Raw genomic sequence first — 18,669 nt, 5'->3', positions numbered from 1 at the left:
AGTATTCGGTACTAGGTGTTCGTTGGATGAAGCCTAGAAGCCTCTGGCGGCGCAGGGCGAACCGTGACCGGTCATTGTGTTCCTTCCGGTGCGGTCGGGTACCCGGCCACGTGCATACACTCGAGCGTTCCCTCCAAACGTGGAGGAGTCACCGGGCGAGATGACTTAGACGAGATGAGCGGTCACGCGATGAGGATCGGCGCAGGTAGCCGGCACGCGGTCCTGTTGGACGAGGGACTCGACGACGCCACGCTACTGGCGATCGGCGGCAAGGGTCGCGCGGTCGCCTCGATGGTGGCGCTGGGTCTGCCCGTGCCGCCGGCGTTCTGTGTGACTTCCGACTGGTGTGACGAAGACCCCGCCGAACTCGTCGACCGCGTGTGGCAGGACGTGCTCGGGGGACTGAAGGTGCTCGAGGAGCGCACGGGGCGCACGTTTGGAGTCGGTCCCCGGCCGCTGCTGCTGTCCGTCCGCAGCAGTGGCGTCACGTCGATGCCCGGCATGCTCGAGACCGTGCTCAACGTGGGCGTCGACGACGGCGTCGTCGAGGCGCTCTCCGACGAGTACTCGGCGTCCTTCGCCCAGGACACCCGGGAGCGCTTCCGACGCGGTTACCGACGTGCGGTCGGCGCCCAGGCCCCGGATCGTCCCCTCGCGCAACTGCGCGGTGCCGTCGACGCAGTGGTGTCGTCCTGGTCGTCGAGCCGGGCCGAGGCATACCGTGCCCGTCGCGGACTCGAGCGGGGTGGAATCGCAATCTTGTTGCAGGCCATGGTGTTCGGCAATCTCGACGGTGACTCGGGGACCGGGGTGCTGTTCACGCGTGACCCGACCACCGGGTCCTCGACCCCGTTCGGCGAGTGGCTCCCCGCCGCCCAGGGTGACGACGTCGTCTCGGGCACCACCGACTGCGAGCCCCTGGCGGCGATGCGCGAGCGCCTGCCCGAGGCCTACGACCAGCTGATCGACGCCGGCACCCGGCTCGAGCGGCTGGCGGGCGACGTGCAGGACGTCGAGTTCACCGTCGAGGCGGGCACGCTGTGGCTGCTGCAGTCGCGGGTGGCGCAACGGTCGCCGCATGCGGCGCTGCGGCTGGCACTGACCTTCCGCGACGAGGGCCTCGTCGACGACGCCGAGGTGATCCAGCGGGTGACGTCCGAGCAGCTCGCGACGATCTTGGCGGCGCGATCGGCGCCCGCGGGGCAGGCGCTGGCCACCGGTGCCGCTGCCTGCCCGGGCATCGCCTCCGGGTTGGCCTGCACGACCAGTGACGACGCGATCGCCGCGGCCGACGAGGGTCGTGACGTGATCCTGGTGCGACCGACGACTAGCCCGGACGACGTCGCCGGGCTGATGGCCGCCAACGGTGTCGTCACCGAGGTCGGGGGTGCCAGTAGCCATGCCGCGATCGTGGCCCGTGAGCTCGGGATCCCGGCGGTCGTCGGCTGTGGCGTGGGTCTGACGGCAACGGTGGCCGGGTTGGTGATCACCGTGGACGGTGACGCCGGCGAGGTCCGGATCGGCGAATCGGCGGCGTCGGAGTCGGTGCTAAGCCCCGAACTGTCGAGGTTCGCCGACATCGTGCGCGCAGCGGTTCCGGACGCCGTCGGCGAGCTGCCGGCGCTGCACCTGGCCGCCCGTTCGGCGCGCCCGTGAACGACGCGGACGAGTTGGCGCTGCTGCAGTCGATCCGGCTCAAGGGTCGGGTGGCCCGCACGGAAGTCCCCGGACCCGTCGACGAGTGCGTCGCGGCAGGGCTGTTGGTGGACGCCCCGATGGTGCGGCTGACCGAGGTGGGACGGACTCGGCTGGCCGCACTGCTGGCCGACGAGCGCGCCGCAGTGGACTCGGCCAGCGCCGAACAGGTCTACGAACGGTTCCTCGCGGTCAACGGCAGCGTCAAGCCCTTGATCTCGCGATGGCAGCTGGCGAGGGACTCGGCGGGGCCCGACGAGGCGACCGCCGTCCTGGACCAACTCGACGACCTTCACGCCCGGGTCCTGCCGGTGATCGCCGCTGCGGGCGAGCTCGTCGCGCGGCTCGGGGCGTACGCCGATCGGCTGGACGCGGCTCTTCGCCGGGCGCGCGAGGGCGACATGTCGTGGTTGACCCGTCCGATGGTCGACTCTTATCACACCGTGTGGTTCGAACTGCACGAAGAGCTGATCGGGCTGGCCGGCCGGACACGCGCCACCGAGGCCGAATCCGGAAGCGGCGGCTGAGTCTTCATGCGAAGCTGGCGGCGTGACGGGTGAGAAGGTGCGCGTGGTGGTGGGTGACGACCACCCGCTGTTCCGCGACGGCGTGGTGCGCGCACTGAGTTCGAGCGGATCGATCGAGGTCGTCGGCGAGGCCGAGGACGGCGTGATGGCCCTGTCGATGATTCGGGAGCACGGCCCGCGGGTCGCGTTGCTGGACTACCGGATGCCCGGTCTGGACGGCGCTCAGGTGGCCGCCGCGGTGCGCCGCGACGCGCTGCCCACCCGGGTCTTGCTGATCTCCGCGCACGACGAGTCGGCCATCGTCTACAGCGCGCTGCAGGAGGGTGCGGCGGGCTTCATCTCCAAGGAGTCCAGCCGTTCCGAGTTGATCGACGCCGTGCTCAGTTGCGCGAAGGGGCGCGACGTCGTCGCCCCGAGTCTCGCGGCCGGGCTGGTCGGCGAGATCCAGCGCCGCAACGAGTCCGACGCCCCGACGCTCAGCGCCCGGGAGCGTGAGGTGCTCGGGTATATCGCGGGCGGTCAGAGCATCCCTGCGATGGCCAAGAACATGTTCCTCGCCCCCTCGACGGTGAAGACCCACGTGCAGCGGCTCTACGAGAAGCTCGGCGTCGGCGACCGGGGTGCCGCGGTGGCCGAGGCCATGCGCCGCGGGCTGCTGGAATAGCGGTGGACGGCACGTCCCGGCAGCTCGTCGACTACTTCGCCGCCGAACCCGTCCGCGTCTCGGCGCTGCTGCGGTTGCCGCTGATCGGCCTGATCGGCTTCCTGGTGTGGATCTGGGAGGTCGACAGCTGGCTGCCCGAGGTCTATGCGGCAATCCTCGGCGCGTACGCGATCGCGGCCGTGCTGTGGGCCGTGGCGGTGTTCCGCGGACCCGTCCCGACATGGGGCGGCCGGCTCTCCACGGGCATCGACGTGCTCGCCGTGGTGGCGCTGTGCGTGGTCTCCGGCGGGGCGACGGCGGCACTGCTGCCGGTGTTCTTCCTGCTTCCGCTGTCGGTGGCGTTCGGTGACCGGCCGGTGTTCACCGGGGTCCTCGGGATGACCACCGCGGCGTGCTATCTCGGGGCGTGGATCATCTACTCCAAGCGCGACGACCACGTCGGGCTGCCGGACGTGGTCTATCTACAGGTCGGCTTCCTGGTGTGGCTGGCCGTCGCCACGACCGCGCTGTGCTTCGTGCTGACCCGGCGCGCGGCGCGGGTGGCGGCGCTGCTGGACGTGCGGCGCAGGTTGGTCGCCGAGTCGATGCAGGCCGACGAGCAGACCAAGCGGGAGCTGGCCGAGCATCTGCACGACGGGCCGCTACAGACCCTGCTGGCCGCCCGCCTGGAGCTCGACGAGGTGCGCGACCGGATGCCCGATCCCGCGCTGGACATGGTCTACGCGGCGCTCAACGACACCGCGGCCGGGCTTCGCTCGACGGTGACTGCCTTGCATCCGCAGGTGCTGGCCCAGCTGGGCTTGACGCCGGGGGTACGAGAATTGGTGCGCCAGATCGAGACTCGCAACGACTGGATCGTCACCGCCGAGTTGGAGGACGTCGGCAAGCCGGTGTCCCAGCCGCTGCTGTACCGGGCCGCGCGCGAACTGCTGGCGAACGTGCAAAAGCATGCGGGCGCGCAGGAGGTGACGATCCGGATGTTCCGAAGGGGGCGACGCGTCGTGCTCACCGTGACCGACGACGGTGCGGGGTTCGAGCCGTCGATCGTCGATCAGCGGGTCGCCGAGGGGCACATCGGGCTGGCGTCGCTGCAGGCCCGGTTCGACGCGATGGGGGGTTCGATGTCCATCGATTCGGGGGAGGGCCGCGGAACCTCGGTGACCGTGACGTCGCCGCCGGAGGAGTTCGCCGACGTCTAGGGGGCAGCGCGGAATGCGCCAGCCGTGGCCAGGGACACCCGGGCGCGGGCGCCGCCGGGGTCGTCGCCGAAGCGGTCGATGGCCCACGATACGGCCGTGACGAGTTGGAACAGATCGTCGGCGGTGACGGTGTCCGACGCCGACCCCTCCGTGCGGGCGCGATCGAGGAACTGGCGGGTGCGGTCGGTCAGCCGGGTCGCCACGTCCTGCACCGGTGAGGTGGCGTCCTCGATGGAGGTGGCGATGCACGTCGGCAGATCGTTCCAGATGCGTAGCTGCCACGCGACGCGCTGCAGCCACTCGCGCAGGGCGTCGTCGGCCGGCAGTGTTTGCTCCAATTCGACTGAGCCGTCGATGATCTCGATGATGCTCTTCTCGATCACCGCGGCGAGCAGATCGTTGCGAGTGGGGAAGTTGCGGTAGAGGGTCGCGTTGCCGACCCCGGCTGCGGTGGCGATGCAGTCGATCGGGGCGTAGATACCTTCGGCGTCGAAGATCGCGAGCGCGGCGGTCAGGATTGCATCGCGGTTGCGCCGAGCGTCCGCACGAAGCGGCCGGGAACCCGTCGTGGCCACGGACGCACCTCCACCCCTTGCGTAAGTGGGGACCATCCCCACATAATCGCAAGTGGGGAATGACCCCACTTACGATGAACGTTACCGCAGGAGTGATCATGGCAGAGCGGCTCGAGGGTCGAACGGTGTTGGTGACCGGTGCGAACGGAGGTCTCGGCGAGGAGTTCGTGCGACAGGCCCTCGAGCGTGGCGCGGCCAAGGTCTACGCCACTGCGCGCACGCCGAAGGTCTGGGACGACGAGCGGATCGTCGCGCTGGCGCTCGACCTGACCGACCAGTCATCGGTGGCCAGTGCCGCCGAGGCTGCCGCCGACGTCGACCTGGTGGTGAACAACGCCGCGATCTCGCCGGCCGACGACGTCTCCGTCGCGGCTGGAGACGAAGAGATCACGCGTCGCATCTTCGAGACCAACTACTTCGGAAACCTGCGGGTCGCCAAGGCGTTCGCCCCGGTCTTGGCGGCCAACGGCGGTGGCGGGCTGCTCAACGTGTTGTCGCTGGCGGCATGGCTGCCGTTGCCCACGGCGTACGCGGCGTCGAAGGCCGCGATGTGGTCGGCGACCAACGCACTGCGCACCGAACTCGCCCCGGCCAACACCACCGTGACCGGGCTGATCGTCGGGATGGTCGACACGGCCATGTCGGCGCGGTTCGACATGCCGAAGGTGACCGCCGCGAGCGTGGTCCACCAGGCGTACGACGGCGTCGCGACGGGTGCGTTCGAGGTGCTCGCCGATGACGACTCCCGCGAGGTGAAGTCACGGCTCAGCGGGTCCGCCGAGGATCTCAACGGCTACCTCGTCGAGAAGCTCGCAGCGTTCTACGACGATCTCGGCGAAGTACCCGCTCGGGCGGTCTAGGTAGGGCCGGCCTCGTTGAGTTGTCGTTCGTGGTAGATGCGCTGGGCTCGGTGTTGGGTGCGGGTGGTCTTGCGGCGGGGCATGGTCAGACCGCCGGTGTGAGCCGCTGGCCTCTGGGTCGTGGTCACCGGTGCGGTGGGTGCGCTGAGTTCGGGGAACAGCCATCGGCTGCCCGGTGTGGTGGTGTGGGTGCGGCCGTCTGGCGCGGTCCACAGAACGGTGCCGTCGTCGAGTTGCCGTTCCCGCCAACCGCTTTGGCCGCCCCAGAACGTCTTGAGCAAGTGATGTCGGCGGCACAGGCATGTGAGGCTGGACGCCGCGGTCGGCCCGCAGGGCCACGGAATGGTGTGGTCGAGGTCGCAGTGGGTGGCGGGCACCTGGCAGCCCGGGAAGCGGCATGTCATGTCGCGGCAGCGCACGAAGTCGGCCAGCTTCTTCGACGGCCGGTACCGGTGTTCGGGTGGGGCCTGTCCCGGGTGCACGATCCGGGTGCGGGTCGCCCCGGCGGCAGCACGGCAGGCGATTGCGCCGGGGATGAGTTGCCCGCCCATCATCGCCGCCGGCCGCAGCTTTGCGACGTATCCGGGTGTGGGGGTGAGCGCCTCGGTCAGGGTGAGGTCACGCAACGGTTTGGTGAACAGGGGTGGTTGGTCGCCGTCGAGGGAGGTGCGCTCATCGGCGTCGCTTGCGGGTGCAGCGCCGTCTGCGGTGTCACCGTCCTGGATGTCCTCGTCGTCTAGGGTGGCGTCGTCGTCATCCGCGGCTGGGGTCGTTTCCGGCGCCGGTGTTGGGGCGGGCGGTTCCGGCGTCGAGTCGGGCGTCTCGGGGAGTGTGTCCTCGTTGGCGATGACGTAGACCACCACCCCGGGCACCGGCGGGTTCTGCGCGGCGTCACACGACTCCAGGCCGCACAGACACCGCAGGCGGTCCCAGCCCTGCCCGATGGCCCCGTAGGCGTCGGCGCGACGTTGAGCCCTGGTCCGCGGATCAGCAGAACACACCGTCGCGGCGAACAGATCCAGGCGGGCGGTGAACGCCTTGGCGTCGGTGACGAACACCGAGGCCAACACACTGGCCAACCCACTGCCGTCCTCGATGCTCATCTCCACCGAGCGGTCCCGGGCCGTGGTCTGCGTGCGACGCACCGCGTGCGGGTCGACCGACGCGACGACTGCGTCGACCGTCTTGTCCAGGGTGGCCACCGACATGGGCTCGCGGGTGCTCAGCGCTTCGGCCAATCGTCGGTCGAGTTCATGCAGGGCCGAGGGGTCGATCACCAGCGCCCCGCGTTGCACCACCGTGCGGACCACCTCGTAGGTGATCAGTCCCTCGGCGAACACCGCGGCCACCCGGGGGAACCGTTCGTGCAGGGAGACCGCGATCAGCAACCGGTTCGCCGCCGCGCCCGGGGTGATGGACAACGCCGCCCCGACGTGGGCGACGACGGCGTCGAAGTCGTCCACACACCACTGATCCCGACTCGCCGACCCGGAGGCGGCATAGGCCTCCTCGAGCATCGCGGCCATCGCCGCGACCCGCCGCGCGCACGCCGCGGACTCCACCCGGGCCCACGCCGACGCCGCCCCGGCACCCGAGGTGCCAGCCGTGGCATCCACCATAAATCGAACACATGTTCGATTCTATTCGGTGTCGCCGTACCGCGAAAGGGGTCAGCGCCGTCCTGTGGATAACTCTAGAAATTGCAGTGCCGCAGGCGAACTACGCGCTAGGCGATGAACCGGGCGCGCACCTCGGGTGCCGGCAGGGCGCATGAATCGATCCTCCCAAACACCCGGTAGCGGATCGCCGCGAAACGGTCGTAGAGCCCGTCGCGGATCGACGCCGGCACCAAACGGACCACTGTCCCGAGCGCCCGCCAAGGACCGCCAAGATAGTCGGCGACGCGCAGTGCGGCTTCCGAGCGGACCGTCACCCTTTCATCCGCAGTGCCCGGCCTCTCGACGTAGACGACCGAGTCGACGGTCGCCAACTCCGGATGGCGCTGCAGCACCGCGGCGCCGAAATCGCTGTCGAGCGCGGCGAACCGCATCTCACCGCGTCGATCTACCTTGAGCACGAACTGCACGGCTCCGTCGCAGAAACCGCACGTGCCGTCGTACAGCAGGATGGCCGGGTCGTTCGTCATACGTCAGGTCTACCCCGTTTCCGGTCGCCCTAGGGTGTGAGGCTGCGCGCAATGACCAGGCGCTGAATCTGGTTGGTGCCCTCGAAGATCTGCGTGATCTTGGCTTCGCGCATGTAGCGCTCCACTCGGTAGTCGCGGGTGTATCCGGCGCCGCCGAATACCTGCACCGCGTCGGTGGTGACCCTCATCGCAGCGTCCGTCGCGACCATCTTCGCGATGCTGGCCTGCGTCGAATAGGGCTGACCAAGGTCGCGCCGCCGTGCAGCGTCGAGATAGGTGGCCCTGGCGCTGCCCACCGCCGCGGCCATGTCCGCAAGCAGGAAACCGAGCCCCTGATGGTCGATGATCTTGCGCCCAAACGTCGTTCGCTCGTTGGCGTAGCGGCACGCGTCGTCCAGCGCGGCCTGAGCGATACCCGTTGCGACGGCGGCGATGCCCAGCCGGCCCGCGTCGAGCGCGCTGAAGGCGATCTGCAGCCCCTGACCCTCGGCGCCGATGCGACGGTCGGCGTCGATCTTGGCGTCGTCGTAGAACGCCGTCGTGGTCGGAATGGCCGCCAGGCCCATCTTCTCCTCGGGCTTACCGAAGCTCAGGCCCGGCAGGTCGCCGGGCACCAGGAAGCACGAGATGCCGCGGGAGCCCTCGCCGGTGCGGGCGAACAACGTGTAGAAATCGGCGATCCCGCCGTGGGTGATCCACGACTTGGTTCCGGACAACGCGTATCCGCCCTCGGTGGGCACGGCCGCGCACCGCAGCGCGGCCGCATCCGATCCGGCCTGCGGTTCAGAGAGGCTGTAGGCGCCAATCATGTTGCCGAACAACATGTCCGGCAGCCAACGTTGCTTCTGCTCGTCGCTGCCGAACGCGAGCAGTGGGTGCGACGAGAGGCTGTGGACGCTGACGGCGACGGCGACGGCGGCCCAACGCGCGGCAAGTTCCTCGAGCACCTGCAGATAGACCTCGTAGGGCTGCCCGCCGCCGCCCCACTCCTCGGGCTGAGGCAGGCTGAGCAGTCCCGCGGCGCCGAGTTGGGCGAAGACGCCGTCGGGGTAGGTCTCGGTGCGCTCGTGTTCGTCCACGATGGGATCCAGGAGCTTGTCGGCGACGTCGCGGGTGAGCGCGATCAGCTCGGTGGCGTCCTGGGAGGGCAGCAGGCGGTCGACCGGCATGGTTGCATCTCCTAGTTTTCGATCTCGCCCACTGTATCGCTGAGATCGAGGCCTTACGACGCAGGCGGAATGAGCACCGTCCAGAGGTCGGTGATCACTCCGTCGGCGACGACGGCGGCGTCGAAACCCGTCATCTGCACAGCGCCGTTCGCGTCCACCAATCGCCACGCCAGGTAGCCGAAGCCGGGCAATTCGTGAACCGGGCCGGCTGGCTCGAACTGCAGATCTCCGATTCCCGCTTGCAGCCCAACACATTTGGCTTCGAGGCCCGAGTGGCCGACGGTCACGCCCTCGGCGTCGGTCCAGCGCACCTCGGCGGCGTAGGTTCGCTGCGTCGCCGCTTGCCGCTTGGCGGCGTCGCGCTCGTTGAACACCGCCATCAGGTTGTCGTGCATGAGTGTCTCGATGGTGCCCGTTTCGGCCACTGTTTACCTCCAAGTCGGATTTTGTAACAGTAGATATAAAACCATGTCGCGACGGTCGTGTCAGGCCCGTCAGGTCGGAGGTAGTTCCCTGGGCGGGCGTGAGACCACTACCAGGGCCGCCATCACCAGCGCGATGCCGAGCACCTCGGTGACCGTCGGCCGTTGCGCCAACGCGACGGCTCCGACGACGGCGGCCGTGGCGGGCAGCAACGCGAGCAGCAGGGCGAACCGGGCGCGCCCGATGCGCCGCAGCACCACCTGGTCGAGCCCGTACGGAACGGCCGTCGACAGCACGCCCACCGCGGCACCCAGCGCCCAGGTGCGCGGCTCGGCGAACACCGATGCGTCGTGACCGAGCTGACCGATCAGCAGCGGCGGCGCAAGGACGACGGCCGCGACCGCCATGCCCACGGCCAGCGAGTCAAGGCCCGAGCCCGCGTCGGCGACCCGCTTGCCGAGCAGGATGTACCCGGCCCACAGCGCCGCCGCCGCCAGCGCGAACCCGACACCCGCGGGGTCGGCGTCGAGCTGTACGCCGGCGGCCAGAGCTACCCCCGCTGCCGCCAGGGCGACGGCGGCCACATCCCGGACGCGGCGCGAACCCACCACCGCCACCGCGATCGGACCGAGGAATTCGATGGCCACGGCGGTGCCCAGTGGGATGCGCGCGATCGCCTCGAAGAACGTGACGTTCATCGCCACCGTCACGATGCCGAAGCCGCCGGCGACGGCGATCGACCGCCGCGTCCAAGCGCTGCGCCACGGCCGGCGCCAGACCAGCAGCGCCACCGCCGCCGCGGCCGCCCGCAACCAGGCGACGGCCGCCGGGTCAGTGGTCTGGAACAGGAACACTCCGACGGCGGCGCCCACGTACTGCGACACCGCGCCGACGACGAAGAACAGCGGCACCGACCACGCCGGGACCGCCCGATGGTCAGGTCCGGTCGGCGACCCGGCCACCTTAGCGGCTAAGCGATGCTGCCTCGAGGGCGGAGTTGATGGCGTCGACGCGGTCCTTGGCGTCGCCGAAGAGCATCTGGGTGTTCTCGCGGAAGAACAGCGGGTTCTGCACGCCGGCGTAGCCGGAGGCCATGGAGCGCTTGAAGACGATGACGTTCTCGGCGTTCCACACCGTGAGCACCGGCATGCCGGCGATCGGGCTGCTGGGATCGTCGGCCGCGGCCGGGTTGACGGTGTCGTTGGCGCCGATCACCAGGACCACCGACGTGTCGTCGAAGTCGTCGTTGATCTCGTCCATCTCCAGCACGATGTCGTAGGGCACCTTGGCCTCGGCCAACAGCACGTTCATGTGGCCGGGCAGGCGACCGGCAACGGGGTGGATGCCGAACCGGACGGTGACGCCGCGCTCACGCAGCTTGCGGGTCAGGTCGGCGACGCCGTACTGGGCTTGGGCGACGGCCATGCCGTAGCCGGGGGTGATGATGACCGAGCTCGCCGAACTCAGCAGTTCGGCGGCGCCCTCGGCGTTGATCTCGCGGTGCTCGCCGTAATCCTTGTCCTCGGCCGGGCCGGCCTCGATCCCGAAACCGCCGGCGATCACTGAGATGAAGGACCGGTTCATGGCCTTGCACATGATGTAGGACAGGTAGGCGCCGGAGGAGCCGACGAGCGCGCCGGTGACGATCAGCAGGTCGTTGGACAGCAGGAACCCCGATGCCGCGGCGGCCCAGCCGGAGTAGCTGTTGAGCATCGAGACCACCACGGGCATGTCGCCACCGCCGATGGAGGCCACTAGGTGCCAGCCGAGCAGCAGGGCCAGGGCGGTGACGACGATCAGCAGCCACAACTGCGGGGCGATGACGAACCACACCGTCAGAACGAAGAACAGCACCAGCGCACCGACGTTGAGGACGTTCTTGCCCGGCAGCATCAACGGCGTGGACTTGATCCGTGCCGAGAGCTTGAGGTTGGCCACGATCGACCCGGTGAAGGTGACCGCACCGATGAACACGCCGATGAACACCTCGGCGGAGTGGATGCCGAGCAGGTTTTGGCCGTCGAGGACGGCCGCTTCGGCGCCCGAGAGGTCACCCTCGACGTGCAGGTAGCCGTTCCAGCCGACCAGCACCGCGGCCAGGCCGACGAAGCTGTGCAGCAGGGCGATCAGCTCGGGCATGCCGGTCATCTCGACGACGCGGGCGCGCCACAGGCCGATCGCGGCACCGATCGCCATCGCGCCGACCAGCAGGGCGATGCCGAGCGGCTCGATGTGGCGGTTGATCGCCAAGGCGACGGTGGCGACCAACGCCACCGCCATCCCGGCCATGCCGAACGCGTTGCCCGAGCGCGACGTCTCGTGCTTGGACAATCCGGCCAGGGCCATGATGAACAGCAGGGCGGCGACGACGTAGGCCGCGGTGGCGGCCGTTTCCAGGGTGAACATGGGTCAGCTCCTCGAGAACATGGCGAGCATGCGACGCGTCACCGCGAAGCCACCGAAGACGTTGATGCTGGCGAGCAGGATCGCGACGGTCGCAAGAGTCGTCACGACCGCCCCACCAGACTCGGAGCCGTGGCCGATCTGCAGCAGGGCGCCGACGACGATGATCCCGGAGATCGCGTTGGTCACCGACATGAGCGGCGTGTGCAGCGCATGGTGCACGTGCCCGATGACGTAGTAGCCGATCACGATCGCCAGCGCGAACACCGTCAGGTGCACCTGCAGCGCGGCCGGGGACAGCGCGATGAGCACGAAGAGCGCCGCGGCGGCGGCGAACACGACACCCAACCGGCGGCCGGGGGTCATCGGCGCCTTGACGGGCTTGGGCTCGACGGGAGCGGCGACCGCGGCCGCCGGTGCGGCCGAGACCTGGACCGGGGGTGGCGGCCAGGTGATCTCGCCGTCGCGCACCACGGTCACCGACCGCTGCACCACGTCTTCGAAGTTCAAGGTCAGCTGCCCGTCCTTCTCCGGAGTGAGCAGCTTGAGCAGGTTGACCAGGTTGGTGCCGTAGAGCTGTGAGGCCGTCGACGGCAGCCGTCCGGCCAGGTCGGTGTAACCGATGATCGTCACGCCGTTGTCGGTGACGATCGACTGGTCCTTGACGGTGCCCTCGACGTTGCCGCCGTTGGCCGCAGCCATGTCGACGATGACGCTGCCGGGCCTCATCGAGGCCACCATCTCCGCGGTGATGATGCGCGGCGCGGGTCGGCCGGGGATCAGCGCGGTGGTGATGATGATGTCGACGTCGCCGGCCTGCTCGGCGTAGAGCGCCGCCTCACGGGCCTTGTAGTCCTCGCCCATCTCCTTGGCATAACCGGTGGCCGAGACCTCCGCGGCGGCCTTGTCCACGTAGAGGTATTCCCCGCCCAGGGACTTGACCTGGTCGGCCACCTCCGGCCGCGGGTCGGTGGCCCGCACGACGGCGCCCATGCTGCCCGCGGCGCCGATGGCGGCCAGTCCGGCGACGCCGGCGCCGACGACGAGCACCTTCGCCGGTGGGACCTTGCCCGCCGCGGTCACCTGACCGGTGAAGAATCGGCCGAAGGCGTGGGCGGACTCGACCACGGCCCGGTACCCGGCGATGTTCGCCATCGACGAGAGCACGTCGAGTGACTGCGCCCGCGAGATGCGCGGCACCGCGTCCATCGCCAGCACCGTGATGGGCCGGGTGGACAGGGCCTCGAGCAGCTCGGGTTTGAGCGCCGGGGAAATCAGGCTGACCAGCGTCGCACCGTCCCGCAGCGCGGCGATCTCGTCGTGCGAGGGAGCGTTGACCTTCAGGAGGACGTCGGCTGACCAGGGGTCGCCGACCTCGGCGCCTGCCTCGACGAAGGCAGTGTCGGAGAAGCTGGAGGCATCCCCCGCGCCGGATTCGACGACGACGGAGTAGCCCAGTTTGAGGAGTTGACCGACGGTCTGCGGTGTGGCGGCGACACGCGTCTCACCCGCATGAGACTCGCGCGGAATACCGATCTGCATCCGAAGAGTCTCGCATTTGCTCACCGTGCAGTTGCGCACACCTCGTCGGTGGCGCTGGGAACTACAGCCAGTCCCGACGACGGAACATGACGTACAGGATGGCAACCAGCAGCACGATCACCGCCGAGCTGGCGACGAAGCCCGCCACGGTGTTGATCCCGGGGTACTCGACGTTCTGGCCGTAGAAGCCGGTGACCGCCGTCGGAACGGCGATGATCGCCGCCCAGCCGGTCAGCTTCTTCATCACCGTGTTCAGCCGGGCGTCCTGCAGCGAGAGGTTGGTCTCGAACACCGTGGTGACCATGTCGCGCAGCGACTCCGTCCACTCCGAGGCCCGCAGCACGTGGTCGTAGAGGTCGTCGTAGAGCGGGTTGAGCTCCGGTGAGGTCTTGGCGTCCAGCCGTCGACTCTTGATGGCGCTGACGACCTCGCGCATCGGCAGGACCACCCGGCGCAGCTCGACGAGGTCCTTGCGGTAGCGGAAGGTGCGGCGCTGCAGACCCCTCCTGGGACCGCTCTCGTCGAACAACTCGTCCTCCAGGGACTCGATGCCGTCGTCGAGGTCTTGCACGGCGTCGAAGTGGCCGTCCACGACGACGTCGAGCAGACCGTGCACCAGCGCCCCTACGCCGTACTGCTGCCCTCCGAGCTCGTCGAACCGCTGGGAGACCTCGTCCATGCCGAAGCCCGGATCGTCGCCCGCCAGCGGGGGCAGCCGCACCGTGATGAGACCGCGCGGCAGCACGAACGCCGAGATGCGGTGCTTGACCAATGTCGAGGTGGAGTCGTCGACCGCATCGAGCATCTGGATCGCGTAGACGGTGAAGAACGTGTGCGTGCGATAGACCGTCGCCTTCGTGCGCTCGTTGGGCGCCGTCGCGTCCTCGACCGCCCACATGTTGAGGTGGAGTTCGTCGGCCAGGGCCGTGAGCGTCTGGTGGTCGGGGTCGTAGACGTCGGCCCACACCAGGGTGTCCTCGGAGCCCAGGCAGTCCGAGATGGCCGAGAACGTGAAGCCCTCCGCCGGTTCGCCCTTGACCCACATCCGCCCGCGTACCTCGGTCATGGCGCCATCATTCCGCAGCAACCTGGCATCTCGGTTGCGCACCGATCCCGTATCGAGATCCACCGGCCTGATGCAATCGCGCCCGAGCGGCCCCACGATGGCGAGCATCGAATGTCGCACATGACGAAGGGGAGGGCTGCTGCCGTGAGCGTGGTCGTCGAACGTGGACTTGCCAGGTGCCCGCGATGCGTGGCCGTCGCCGACTACACCTTCGTCGAGTCCGGCCCCAATTCGCTGTGCTACGAGGTGAATTGCGCGAAGTGCGGCGAGGCCTACCGGGAGGTTCACACCCCCGTCGCACCGGACTTCACCGTCTCCGCCGACGCACTGGTGGTGCTGCCACCACCCGTCGGGCCGACGGCATGGCAGACCTTCGAGCGCCGGGTGCTCGCGTGGCTGACGGCACTGCGTGCCAGGGCCGCCTCGATGCGCAATGGGCGAGGCCCCTCCCCGGCATACCAGGAAGGGGCCTCATCGAAAGGGGTCTAGATTTGGTTGCGCAGTTCCCGCAGGGTCTTCTCGAGGATGCGGGACACGTGCATCTGGGACACCCCGATCCGCTCGGCGATCTGGCTCTGCGTCATCGATTCGAAGAAGCGCAGGTAGAGCACGGTGCGTTCGCGCTCGGGCAGGGCGGCCAGCAGCGGCCGTACCGTCTCCTGGTCGGTGATGCGGTCGAATTCGAAGTCGATCTCTCCGACGGTGTCCGACACCATTCGAGGTGCCGAGTCGCCGCTGGAGATGGGCGCGTCGATGGAGTGCACGCGGTACGCCTCGGCGGCCAACAGGCTGTCGACGATGTCCTCACGGCGCATGTCGAGCATCTCCGCCAGCTGTCCGGCGGTGGGTGCCCTACCCAGGGTCTGGGTCAATTCCATTGTCGCCCTGGTGATGTGACCGTGACGGTCCTTGAGGCGGCGCGGGACGTGCATCGACCAACCGTGATCGCGGAAGTGCCTTCGGACCTCGCCCATCATGGTCGGCACCGCGAAGGCCACGAAGTGCGAACCCTTGGTGGGGTCGAACCGGTTGACGGCCTTGACCAGTCCCAGTCGAGCTACCTGCACGAGGTCTTCGATGTCCTCACCACGGCCCCCGTAGTGGCGGGCGATGCGGTCGGCCAGCGGGAGGCACCTGTTGAAGATGGCCTCGCGCCTGCGGCCGAGGTCGGCGGCGTCACACAGGGTGTGGAACATCGCCATGACGTCGGCGTATTCGTCGACTTCTTCGACGTCGTGGACGTCGGTCGTCGGGCGTTCGAGTTGTACGGTCACGAGAACATCACCTCGGCGATGTCGCGAACGGTGACCTTCGTTGTGCAGCACTGATTTTCCACAGTGGACCCCCTAACAGGCGTCCAAGGGCCAAGCGCACGCACCGATCGTCTTCAGTGCAGCGTCGAGCCCAATCCGTCAACGACGGAACCGGCGATTTGCCGTAGCCTCACGGGAAAGAGATGACCGCCGTGTCTCGCAGGGTGTCTCTACGAAGTCGGCTCTGCCAAATAGTGTCGCGGGGCGTGAAGCCCGCTTTGCACTAAACGGGGATGTCCTTATTGGACTGCCCCTACCCTACGCCCTCCGCGCGTCGGCGGGTAGGCCGGTGACTAAAACTCTCGGTGAGCGCAGCGATTCCGGCGCAGCTCGAATGCCGATACAACGGTCCAATGACCACCACGGCCGCCTCCGACGACGCCTGCTGTCGCTGACCGCGTCCCGCTCTCCCCAACCTCCCCTCGGAAAGCCGTAGGAATCGTGTCGGTCTTCGTAGACATCACCACCGATGAGTCGTCCGTCGACTCGCCAAGTAGCCGCGTGCCCGAAAATCCCTGGCGTGGGCGCCTCACCAGGGCCGCGCTGCCCGTCTCCTCGGTGCTCGTCTTCCTTCTCGCGTGGCAGCTCGTCGCGGTCGCCGGCTGGTGGAATCAGACGTTCGTGCCCTACCCCAGCACCGTGTGGAAGGCGTTCGTCGACGTCTCGACCACCCACGACGGCACCCGCGGCTACGCGGGCTACCTGCTGTGGGAGCACCTGTACATGACATTGCGCCGCGTTCTGATCGGCGTCGTGATCGGCGTCGGCCTCGGAGTCGCCCTGGGTCTGCTGATGGGGTCGGTGGGCTGGGTCCGCAGCGTGCTCGAACCGTGGCTGACGTTCCTGCGGGCGTTGCCGCCGCTGGCGTACTTCTTCCTGCTGGTGATCTGGCTGGGCATCGACGAGGCGCCGAAGATCACGCTGCTCGCGCTGGCCGCGCTGCCGCCGGCGGCCGTCGCCACCACGGCCGCCGTGGTCGCCGCGCCGGTCGGGCTGACCGAGGCGGCCCGCGCGCTCGGGGCGACGCGCCTGCAGGTGATCCGAGACGTCGTGGTGCCGTCGGCACTGCCCGAGACGTTCACCGGCATTCGGCTGGCAGTCGGGATGGCCTATTCGTCGGTGGTGGCCGCCGAGCTGTTCAACGGCATTCCCGGGATCGGCGGCCTCGTGAAGGACGCAAGCAACTACAACAACACCCCCGTGGTCCTGGTCGGCATCTTCGCGATCGGATTCTCGGGCCTGATCATCGACGGTCTGCTTCGCATTTTGGAGCGGCGCACCGTCCCGTGGAGAGGAAAGATATGAAGCTGAGGGCACTCCTCGTGGCGGCAGTCGTCTCGACCCTGGCACTCGCCGGATGCTCGGTGGACAACTCGGGCCAGGACGCCAGCAAGCCGACGATTCGCATTGGTTACCAGACGTTTCCGAGCGGCGACCTGATCGTCAAGAACAACAAGTGGCTCGAGCAGGCGCTGCCCGACTACAACATCAAGTGGATCAAGTTCGACTCCGGTGCCGACATCAACACGGCGTTCATCGCCAAGGAACTCGACTTCGGCGCGCTCGGCTCCAGCCCGGTGGCCCGCGGTTTGTCGGCGCCACTGAACATTCCGTACAAGGTCGCCTTCGTGCTCGACGTCGCGGGCGACAACGAGGCGCTGGTGGCCCGCAACGGCAGCGGCGTCAACACCATCGCCGATCTGAAGGGCAAGCGCATCGGGACGCCGTTCGCGTCCACCGCGCACTACAGCCTGTTGGCCGCACTGGCACAGAACAACCTGTCTCCCAACGACGTTCGGCTCGTCGACCTCCAGCCACAGGCGATCCTCGCTGCGTGGGAGCGCGGCGACATCGACGCCGCCTACACCTGGTTGCCGACGCTCGACGACCTGCGCAAGACCGGCAAGGACCTGATCACCAGTCGTCAGCTGGCCAAGGACGGCAAGCCCACGCTGGATCTCGGCGCCGTCGCCGACGACTTCTCCACGGCGCACCCCGAGGTCGTGGACAAGTGGCGCCAGCAGGAGGCGCGAGCCCTCTCCACCATCAAGGACGATCCGGCCGCCGCGGCCAAGGCCATCGCATCGGAGATCGGCCTGACGCCGGAAGCCGTTGCAGGGCAGCTGAAGCAGGGCATCTACCTGACCCCGCAGGAACTGACGTCGGCCGAGTGGCTCGGCACCGAGGCTGCGCCGGGCAAGATCGCCGAGAACCTGGAGAGCGCGTCGCAATTCCTGGCCCAGCAGAAGCAGATCTCGGCGGCGGCGCCGCTGAAGACGTTCCAGGACGCGATCTACACCAAGGGACTGCCCGATGCCCTCAAGCAGTGACGTCCGCGGCGGGGTGCGGATCGAGAACCTCGCGCACCGCTACGGGGACGTGACCGCTCTCGGTCCGGTGGACCTCGACGTCGAACCCGGCGCGTTCCTGGTGTTGGTCGGCGCGTCGGGTTGCGGCAAGAGCACGCTGTTGCGGCTGATCGCCGGTTTCGAGGAGCCGACCGCCGGCAGTGTTCGCGTGTCGGGTGACGCGCCGAGTCCCGGTGTGACGGCAGGCGTCGTCTTCCAGCAGCCGCGACTCTTCCCGTGGCGGACGGTGGGCGGCAACGTCGACCTGGCGCTCAAGTACGCCAAGGTGCCGAAGGAGCGACGAGCGGCGCGTCGCGACGAACTGCTCCAGCGGGTGGGTCTGGAGGGCACCGCCGGCCGCAAGATCTGGGAGATCAGCGGTGGTCAGCAACAACGGGTGGCGATCGCCAGAGCGCTGGCGGCCGAGACCCCGCTCTTCCTGCTCGACGAGCCGTTCGCCGCGCTCGACGCGTTGACCAGGGAACGGCTGCAGGAGGACGTGCGTCAGGTCAGTGCCGAGACGGGTCGCACCACGGTGTTCGTCACGCACAGCGCCGACGAGGCGGCGTTCCTTGGTTCCCGAATCGTGGTTCTCACTCGTCGTCCGGGTCAGGTCGCACTCGACCTGCCCGTGGGCCTACCGCGTACCGGCGTCGACCCCGATGAGCTGCGGCGGTCACCCGAGTACACGCGGTTGCGTGCGGAAGTCGGCCGCGCCGTCAAGGCCGCGGCCGCCTAA

19 protein-coding genes are annotated in these 18,669 nt (G+C 68.6%); 9 read left to right on the top strand and 10 right to left on the bottom strand.

Translation table 11 applies throughout. From position 1 onward, the window contains the following. The first annotated feature begins 189 nt into the window (after positions 1 to 189). The 4 genes from ABZ195_RS16520 to ABZ195_RS16505 are packed head-to-tail and all read left to right on the top strand — an operon-like array spanning position 190 to position 4,085. The gene (locus ABZ195_RS16520; RefSeq protein ID WP_355219524.1) at positions 190 to 1,656 is read left to right on the top strand and encodes a pyruvate, phosphate dikinase; all 1,467 of its coding nucleotides are present in this window, start codon (positions 190 to 192) and stop codon (positions 1,654 to 1,656) included. Then, entirely contained in the window at positions 1,653 to 2,222 is a 570-nt protein-coding gene (locus ABZ195_RS16515) for a MarR family transcriptional regulator (RefSeq protein WP_355219522.1), read from the top strand. Before ABZ195_RS16520 ends, ABZ195_RS16515 begins: the two co-directional genes overlap by 4 nt. Positions 2,223 to 2,244: 22 nt before the next feature. Further along, positions 2,245 to 2,886: a response regulator transcription factor gene (locus tag ABZ195_RS16510; RefSeq protein ID WP_355219520.1), complete on the top strand. Its 642-nt coding sequence runs from the start codon at positions 2,245 to 2,247 to the stop codon at positions 2,884 to 2,886. A gap of 2 nt (positions 2,887 to 2,888) precedes the next feature. Continuing rightward, positions 2,889 to 4,085, top strand: a complete 1,197-nt coding sequence (locus tag ABZ195_RS16505) for an ATP-binding protein (RefSeq protein WP_355219518.1) — start codon at positions 2,889 to 2,891, stop codon at positions 4,083 to 4,085. On the opposite strand, the gene ABZ195_RS16500 is transcribed toward ABZ195_RS16505, so the two are convergent. Continuing rightward, the gene (locus ABZ195_RS16500; RefSeq protein ID WP_355219516.1) at positions 4,082 to 4,660 is read right to left on the bottom strand and encodes a TetR/AcrR family transcriptional regulator; all 579 of its coding nucleotides are present in this window, start codon (positions 4,658 to 4,660) and stop codon (positions 4,082 to 4,084) included. The two genes, ABZ195_RS16505 and ABZ195_RS16500, sit on opposite strands and share 4 nt — an antisense overlap. 98 nt (positions 4,661 to 4,758) lie before the next feature. On the opposite strand from ABZ195_RS16500, the gene ABZ195_RS16495 reads away from it, so the two are divergent. After that, positions 4,759 to 5,520 (top strand): SDR family oxidoreductase, encoded by a 762-nt coding sequence (locus ABZ195_RS16495; RefSeq protein WP_355219514.1) that lies wholly within the window; start codon positions 4,759 to 4,761, stop codon positions 5,518 to 5,520. Here ABZ195_RS16495 and ABZ195_RS16490 read toward each other — a convergent pair. From ABZ195_RS16490 to ABZ195_RS16455, 8 genes are all read right to left on the bottom strand, one after another. After that, on the bottom strand, positions 5,517 to 7,136 hold the full coding sequence (locus ABZ195_RS16490; RefSeq protein ID WP_355219512.1) for a DUF222 domain-containing protein: 1,620 nt from the start codon (positions 7,134 to 7,136) through the stop codon (positions 5,517 to 5,519). The two genes, ABZ195_RS16495 and ABZ195_RS16490, sit on opposite strands and share 4 nt — an antisense overlap. Positions 7,137 to 7,246: 110 nt before the next feature. Next, the gene (locus tag ABZ195_RS16485; protein WP_355219510.1) at positions 7,247 to 7,666 is read right to left on the bottom strand and encodes a DCC1-like thiol-disulfide oxidoreductase family protein; all 420 of its coding nucleotides are present in this window, start codon (positions 7,664 to 7,666) and stop codon (positions 7,247 to 7,249) included. Between the two features lie 29 nt (positions 7,667 to 7,695). Continuing rightward, on the bottom strand, positions 7,696 to 8,835 hold the full coding sequence (locus tag ABZ195_RS16480) for an acyl-CoA dehydrogenase family protein (RefSeq protein ID WP_355219508.1): 1,140 nt from the start codon (positions 8,833 to 8,835) through the stop codon (positions 7,696 to 7,698). A 53-nt stretch (positions 8,836 to 8,888) separates the two neighbouring features. Beyond that, positions 8,889 to 9,260: a nuclear transport factor 2 family protein gene (locus ABZ195_RS16475; protein ID WP_355219507.1), complete on the bottom strand. Its 372-nt coding sequence runs from the start codon at positions 9,258 to 9,260 to the stop codon at positions 8,889 to 8,891. 69 nt (positions 9,261 to 9,329) lie between these two features. Then, positions 9,330 to 10,169, bottom strand: a complete 840-nt coding sequence (locus ABZ195_RS16470; protein ID WP_355219804.1) for an EamA family transporter — start codon at positions 10,167 to 10,169, stop codon at positions 9,330 to 9,332. Positions 10,170 to 10,221: 52 nt separating this feature from the next. Further along, positions 10,222 to 11,664: a Re/Si-specific NAD(P)(+) transhydrogenase subunit beta gene (gene pntB / locus ABZ195_RS16465; protein WP_355219505.1), complete on the bottom strand. Its 1,443-nt coding sequence runs from the start codon at positions 11,662 to 11,664 to the stop codon at positions 10,222 to 10,224. 3 nt (positions 11,665 to 11,667) lie between these two features. Then, positions 11,668 to 13,203, bottom strand: a complete 1,536-nt coding sequence (locus ABZ195_RS16460; RefSeq protein ID WP_355219503.1) for a Re/Si-specific NAD(P)(+) transhydrogenase subunit alpha — start codon at positions 13,201 to 13,203, stop codon at positions 11,668 to 11,670. A 61-nt stretch (positions 13,204 to 13,264) separates the two neighbouring features. Beyond that, entirely contained in the window at positions 13,265 to 14,269 is a 1,005-nt protein-coding gene (locus ABZ195_RS16455; RefSeq protein ID WP_355219501.1) for a magnesium transporter CorA family protein, read from the bottom strand. 120 nt (positions 14,270 to 14,389) lie between these two features. Between ABZ195_RS16455 and ABZ195_RS16450 the strand changes: the two genes are divergently transcribed. Then, positions 14,390 to 14,758: a hypothetical protein gene (locus ABZ195_RS16450; RefSeq protein WP_355219499.1), complete on the top strand. Its 369-nt coding sequence runs from the start codon at positions 14,390 to 14,392 to the stop codon at positions 14,756 to 14,758. Here the strand turns inward: ABZ195_RS16450 and ABZ195_RS16445 are convergent. Beyond that, positions 14,755 to 15,543, bottom strand: a complete 789-nt coding sequence (locus ABZ195_RS16445; RefSeq protein WP_355219498.1) for a SigB/SigF/SigG family RNA polymerase sigma factor — start codon at positions 15,541 to 15,543, stop codon at positions 14,755 to 14,757. The genes ABZ195_RS16450 and ABZ195_RS16445 overlap by 4 nt on opposite strands. Before the next feature lie 498 nt (positions 15,544 to 16,041). Between ABZ195_RS16445 and ABZ195_RS16440 the strand changes: the two genes are divergently transcribed. The 3 genes from ABZ195_RS16440 to ABZ195_RS16430 are packed head-to-tail and all read left to right on the top strand — an operon-like array spanning position 16,042 to position 18,669. Further along, on the top strand, positions 16,042 to 16,887 hold the full coding sequence (locus tag ABZ195_RS16440) for an ABC transporter permease (protein WP_355219802.1): 846 nt from the start codon (positions 16,042 to 16,044) through the stop codon (positions 16,885 to 16,887). Then, positions 16,884 to 17,912: a glycine betaine ABC transporter substrate-binding protein gene (locus ABZ195_RS16435; RefSeq protein WP_355219497.1), complete on the top strand. Its 1,029-nt coding sequence runs from the start codon at positions 16,884 to 16,886 to the stop codon at positions 17,910 to 17,912. Before ABZ195_RS16440 ends, ABZ195_RS16435 begins: the two co-directional genes overlap by 4 nt. After that, positions 17,896 to 18,669, top strand: coding sequence for an ABC transporter ATP-binding protein (locus ABZ195_RS16430; RefSeq protein ID WP_355219495.1), 774 nt, complete (start codon positions 17,896 to 17,898; stop codon positions 18,667 to 18,669). Before ABZ195_RS16435 ends, ABZ195_RS16430 begins: the two co-directional genes overlap by 17 nt.

The organism is Mycobacterium sp. NPDC006124, from assembly GCF_040614235.1.
Classification (GTDB): Bacteria; Actinomycetota; Actinomycetes; order Mycobacteriales; family Mycobacteriaceae; genus Mycobacterium.
This window is presented reverse-complemented; position numbering and strand designations above follow the sequence as displayed.

Coding starts and splice junctions, on each gene's coding strand:
- ABZ195_RS16520 (WP_355219524.1), top strand. CDS start 190: ATGAGGATCGGCGCAGGTAGCCGGCACGCGGTCCTGTTGGACGAGGGA.
- ABZ195_RS16495 (WP_355219514.1), top strand. CDS start 4,759: ATGGCAGAGCGGCTCGAGGGTCGAACGGTGTTGGTGACCGGTGCGAAC.
- ABZ195_RS16485 (WP_355219510.1), bottom strand. CDS start 7,666: ATGACGAACGACCCGGCCATCCTGCTGTACGACGGCACGTGCGGTTTC.
- ABZ195_RS16480 (WP_355219508.1), bottom strand. CDS start 8,835: ATGCCGGTCGACCGCCTGCTGCCCTCCCAGGACGCCACCGAGCTGATC.
- pntB (WP_355219505.1), bottom strand. CDS start 11,664: ATGTTCACCCTGGAAACGGCCGCCACCGCGGCCTACGTCGTCGCCGCC.
- ABZ195_RS16460 (WP_355219503.1), bottom strand. CDS start 13,203: ATGCAGATCGGTATTCCGCGCGAGTCTCATGCGGGTGAGACGCGTGTC.
- ABZ195_RS16455 (WP_355219501.1), bottom strand. CDS start 14,269: ATGACCGAGGTACGCGGGCGGATGTGGGTCAAGGGCGAACCGGCGGAG.
- ABZ195_RS16450 (WP_355219499.1), top strand. CDS start 14,390: ATGACGAAGGGGAGGGCTGCTGCCGTGAGCGTGGTCGTCGAACGTGGA.
- ABZ195_RS16435 (WP_355219497.1), top strand. CDS start 16,884: ATGAAGCTGAGGGCACTCCTCGTGGCGGCAGTCGTCTCGACCCTGGCA.
- ABZ195_RS16430 (WP_355219495.1), top strand. CDS start 17,896: ATGCCCTCAAGCAGTGACGTCCGCGGCGGGGTGCGGATCGAGAACCTC.